At 41.7% G+C, this 5,065-nt stretch carries 5 protein-coding genes; 3 read left to right on the top strand and 2 right to left on the bottom strand.

Features of this window, described 5'->3' with window-relative positions; genetic code table 11:
• Positions 1 to 164: 164 nt before the first annotated feature.
• The 3 genes from AC805_RS08835 to AC805_RS08845 all read left to right on the top strand — a co-directional run bounded on the left by AC805_RS08835 (position 165) and on the right by AC805_RS08845 (position 3,192).
• On the top strand, positions 165 to 1,238 hold the full coding sequence (locus AC805_RS08835; protein WP_055075086.1) for an LD-carboxypeptidase: 1,074 nt from the start codon (positions 165 to 167) through the stop codon (positions 1,236 to 1,238).
• A gap of 85 nt (positions 1,239 to 1,323) precedes the next feature.
• Positions 1,324 to 2,676: an endo-1,4-beta-xylanase gene (locus tag AC805_RS08840; protein WP_055075087.1), complete on the top strand. Its 1,353-nt coding sequence runs from the start codon at positions 1,324 to 1,326 to the stop codon at positions 2,674 to 2,676.
• A gap of 246 nt (positions 2,677 to 2,922) precedes the next feature.
• A complete protein-coding gene (locus AC805_RS08845; protein ID WP_055075089.1) occupies positions 2,923 to 3,192 on the top strand; it encodes a hypothetical protein in 270 nt (89 codons plus the stop codon).
• A gap of 247 nt (positions 3,193 to 3,439) precedes the next feature.
• On the opposite strand, the gene dmeF is transcribed toward AC805_RS08845, so the two are convergent.
• Both dmeF and AC805_RS08855 read right to left on the bottom strand, forming a co-directional pair.
• A complete protein-coding gene (gene dmeF, locus AC805_RS08850; RefSeq protein ID WP_055075088.1) occupies positions 3,440 to 4,396 on the bottom strand; it encodes a CDF family Co(II)/Ni(II) efflux transporter DmeF in 957 nt (318 codons plus the stop codon).
• A 47-nt stretch (positions 4,397 to 4,443) separates the two neighbouring features.
• Positions 4,444 to 4,929 carry a GNAT family N-acetyltransferase gene (locus AC805_RS08855; protein WP_055075090.1) on the bottom strand — a complete coding sequence of 162 codons (486 nt, stop codon included), beginning with the start codon at positions 4,927 to 4,929 and terminating at the stop codon, positions 4,444 to 4,446.
• Positions 4,930 to 5,065 lie beyond the last annotated feature (136 nt).

Here is a 5,065-nt window from a genome sequence, read left to right on the forward strand (position 1 = left end):
TTATAGCTATAGTCAGTAATGTTAGGACAAAAATCAAACCCAATAGAGAGTTGCGGCGCTTCGCGCCGCAACTCTCTATTGGATTTGATGTCCTGACTTAAGTGACTATAGCTATATCTATTACTTCATCGTTTTGAACCGATAATTTTTGAACTATTTTGACCATGAACTACCAAGCCTCCCGCCGCCAATTTTTAGCTAGTGCTTCTGGGGCGATCGCTCTAGCAACCAGTCTCATTACTGCGAAAGAATCTTCGGCACAGTCGTCGGAAAATGCCGATCGCAAGATCATCAAACCCGAAGCATTAAAAAAAGGCGATAAAGTGGGACTGGTAGCTCCTGCCAGTTATAGCTTTGAGCCAGAGGACATCAAAATTGCTAAAGAAATTGTCGAGCAGTACGGCTTTCAAGTGGAATTAGGTTCGCATATTACTTCTCAGTATGGATATTTAGCAGGAAAGGATGCGGAACGAGCATCGGATATTAATGAGATGTTTCGCCGCCCCGATATTCGTGGTGTTTTCACCTTTTCAGGTGGCTATGGCAGTACGAGATTGCTGGATTTATTAGATTACGAAATGATTCGCCAAAATCCTAAAGTATTTATCGGACATAGCGATGTCACGGCTTTGGTATTGGCAATCCATCAAAAAACAGGGCTAGTTACCTTTCACGGATCGTCAGGTTTAAGTGCCATTGGTGACTATGCGATCGCGCATTTTCGTCGCGCAGTCATGGCTAATCAAAGCATTGGAGAAATTGCCAAGTCTCCCTACAGAGGCACAGATGATGAAGCTCGCAAACATCGTCTAGTCACTATTGTTTCAGGACAAGCCACAGGTGAACTGGTTGGCGGTAATCTCAGTTTGGTGGTGAGTCTTTTGGGAACCCCCTATGAAATCGACACAAGGGGCAAGATTCTTTTCTTAGAAGATATTAGTGAAGAACCCTATCGGATCGATCGGATGTTAACGCACCTATTTCTCGCTGGGAAATTACAAGCAGCGGCAGGTTTTGCCTTGGGACATTTCTCAGACTGTCAAGCCAAGGATGGCGGCTTAAGAAGCTTTAGTCTAGAAGAAGTCCTACGCGATCGCTTTGAACCCTTGGGAAAACCAACTTTATACAATCTGATGTTCGGTCATATTCTGGAAAATGCGGTGTTGCCTCTTGGTGTCAAGGCAATACTCGATGCTACAGGTAAAAAACTAGCGATCAATGAAAGTGCTGTAGTTTAATTGCCTGATGCTATCGCAATACCAGTTCTAACCTACTTATTTCCAAGACTTTAAGCATTCGAGCATCACTGATTAGAAAAGAGCTATGAAATGGAACCGTCGTCAATTTTTTAGAGCAATTAGCACGTTAGGAATCAGTACGGTTCTATCGGTTATTTTTGGGCAAAAATATAGTGAAGCAGAAAACTGGCAAGCGACAAATGAAGAAAGCGATCGCCGAATTCAAAAATTAAGGACGGCAAATTTAGAAATAAGATTGCTCGATCATGCTGGTCAACCCATTGCCAATCAAATTGTAAAAATAGAGCATTGGCGACACCTGTTTAACTTTGGAGCCGCTTATCACACAAATCTCAATTTTAAAGATAATGAGAGTACAAGCGATCGCCTTCATCGTGAATATTTCCTTCAGCTTTTCAACGCAGCAACAGTAACCTTCTATTGGCGCTATTACGAACCACAGGAAAATCAATATGCCGATGCCGCATTACTTCAGCAAATTGCTTGGCTAAAGCACCATGACTTCTATCTGCGCGGACATCCTTTATTTTGGAATCATAATCCAGCTTGTTTGCCCCTATGGCTAGAGAATCGGGAACTGACATCTCAAGAAGTCCGCTTGTACATGGATAAAGTTATCCAACATATGTCCGAATTTATTTTCCCGCTACTTGATGAGGTAGATGTATTTAATGAATTAGTGACTTGGGATAATTACGATCACCCTTTTACGGATTTATTCAAAGAACAGGGAAAGATCAATGTTGTTAAAGAATATCTAACTAAATTCAAACAGCTCAACCCCAAAACTAGAGCCGTGATTAATGACTTTATTTCAAATTCTCGTTATCCCCAAATACTACAGGAGTTCCAAAAAGCTCAAGTTCCATTTGATAGTATCGGTCAGCAAGCTCATATGTTTGGCAGAAATTGGACGATCGAGCGACTAAAAACTACTATTGAGAATCTCTCTAGTTTGGGTAAACCAATTGTTTTGACTGAAGTTAGCGTCCTATCAGGAGCTACGATCCCCAACCTTGACTTTAGCCGTACCTATACGGATTGGCAAAGCGATCGCGATCGCGAACTAATACAAGCTGATTATCTCGAATTATTGTATCGACTTGCCTATAGCTATCCCCATATATCAGGCATTTTTCTCTGGTCATATAGCGATCGCGGGGCTTGGCTGGGCGCACCTACGGGGATTCTTAATAAGGATGGTATTCCTAAACCTGCCTTTACAAGATTAAATCGTCTCATTAACCAAACATGGCGCACCAATGTCGAATTAAAAACCGATAGTAATGGCTACGCAATCATAGCTAATGCCTACGAGGGTATTTATAAAATTGTGATTGGAAACCAGACGTTTTTAAATAAACACACCTCAAGCCAACCACTTAAAAAGAACATTCCCATTAATCATTCCCATTAAGTACCTCAGCATAATTAAAAACCAAAACCAGAGAGCGTACCGCCCGCGCAGCGGGCGGTACGCTCTTCTAGGTTTTAAGTTTACTTATGCTTAGCTACTTAAATACCTCAGCATAGTTAAAATCCAGAGCTAAAACCTGCGACCTCAGAACAAGATATCTGCCTCGCTCCCCTTGCGTAAGGGCTTACATTTAAGTCAAGCTTATAGGGCAAAGATTAATCTGCCATAGCCAGTAAACCGAAAGTGATAGATAGCAAAGTATTGAATAGAGTTTTTCATGATGCTGAAGGTAATATTGTCTTAGCACAGACCCCAAACTTACCGCTTATTGTCTGGGGTGTAGCTAGTTTGCTCCAACTGATTGTTACCACAGGTAAAGTGAATTCAGGGTTAAGCCTATTGGCTTTTGGCGCTTTGTTTACTTGGGCATGGTTAGAACTATTTGATGGAGTCAATTATTTTCGGAGATTGCTCGGTTTATTGGTACTTCTCTTGGCAATCACCTCCAAAATGTAGTTCTCTAGATAGTCTTGCCTCTGGTTTTAGCGAAGTTTGTCATGAGCCCAGCGCCTTCGAGACTTGGTTTATACCAAAACTAAAAATGGCTACGCCATTTTTAGTTTTGGTATAAACATTACTTGGTTTGTTTTTTGATTTACAAAAGTATTGTCACACTTTCGTGAACTGGTATTAGTGGCGATCACGATTTGTTGAAGAGCCCTCCCAGAAACATTGTTTCGATTTTTTTATGAGCTTTTAGCTATCAGTCTAGACAAGGTTCTCCATGACATTGGTTAACTTCGATCAGAACATGGGAAAGACTGGGAATATGCTGTAGCAGTTCTTTATAATATGCTGGCTGTTGGGGATAATGGGTAACAAGGGCGATCGTTACTGATAGATGATTTTGGCTAACATTCCAAACATGCAAATCCGTAATTTGATTGTCACTATCTTCTTCTATAGCTTTAGCAATTGCTTGCTTAACGGAATTATCAATCCCTCCATCTACCAAAATAGAACCAGTTTCACGGGCTAATCCATACGACCATCGGGCAATTACCACAGCCCCAACTATGCCCATTATTGCATCTAGCCAAACCCAACCCAAAAACTTACCAGCGCATAGGGCAATGATGGCAAGAACGGAGGTTACGGCATCGGCTAAAACATGAATGTAGGCTGCACGCAGATTGTAGTCTTGATGATGATCGCGATCGTGGTGGTCGTGGTCGTGGTGGTCGTGGTCGTGATGATCGTGATCGTGATGATCATCTAAAAGCAAAGCGCTGACGATATTAACTACTAAACCCAAAATTGCAATATAAATTGCTTCACTAAATTGAATTGATTGAGGTTGAAAAAAACGTGTCGTTGATTCAAGAGCCATTATAAAAGCGATTACCGCTAGGACAACGGCACTGGTAAAACCGCCAAGGATGCTGACTTTGCCCGTCCCAAATGTATATCTAGGATTATTGGCTTGACTGCGGGCATATTGATAGGTAAAGACTGCGATCCCAAAGGCGGCAACGTGGGTTGCCATATGCCATCCATCTGCTAACAGTGCCATCGAACCAAAAACGATTCCAGCTCCAATTTCCGCCATCATAGTGATGACGGTCAGTAGTAGTACGATTTTGGTTTTACTTTCTGCTTCATGACGATCTACAGAAAAATTATGCGAGTGCTGCCATTGGTCGAGAGTATGAATGTGCATAAATTTTTTCGTAAAGAAGTTTGTCTTGATACTTGAGATAATAACAGTTAGTCAATATTGCACTTGAGTAGCATCTCAAAGGTGCTGGGGCGAAAGCCACAGGAAGAATAGAGCTTAAAGGCAGCAGCGTTATTTACCAAGGAATTTAAGCGAATTTGAGGGATTCCCAATTGCTGAAAATGTTCTCGAGTTTTCATTAGCATCTGGCGCGCAATTCCTTGGCGGCGATAGGATTCTTCAACCCAGAGATCGTGGATATAGCCATATTCCTTGAGGTGATAGATCGGAATTTCCGATTCTACCGTTGCAATGAGATAGGCAACCAGTTGAGAGGATTCTGATTCGCTCGCATCAACTACCAAACAAAGATGACGAGAATCCAATAATAATTTGTGCAACCATTTTTCGTAGCGCTTCCCCTGATTGGGTAAGAAATTATAGCGATCTATATCCAAGGACTTATGAAAATCGCTGACTTTTTCGATTAGATGAAATAAGTTGGGAATATCGGCAGGTTGGGCTGAACGTATCATCGTATTATGGTGTTTCATGAAAGTTAGAATTCTTACTTTAATATTAAATATAAAATTCTAAAACCTGCGGCGCGCGCGGCGCATGCGCCGCAGGTTTTATACCAAAGCTCAAAATGGCGTAGCCATTTTGAGCTTT

The sequence above is a fragment of the Pseudanabaena sp. 'Roaring Creek' genome (genome assembly GCF_001402795.1).
GTDB lineage: Bacteria > Cyanobacteriota > Cyanobacteriia > Pseudanabaenales > Pseudanabaenaceae > Pseudanabaena.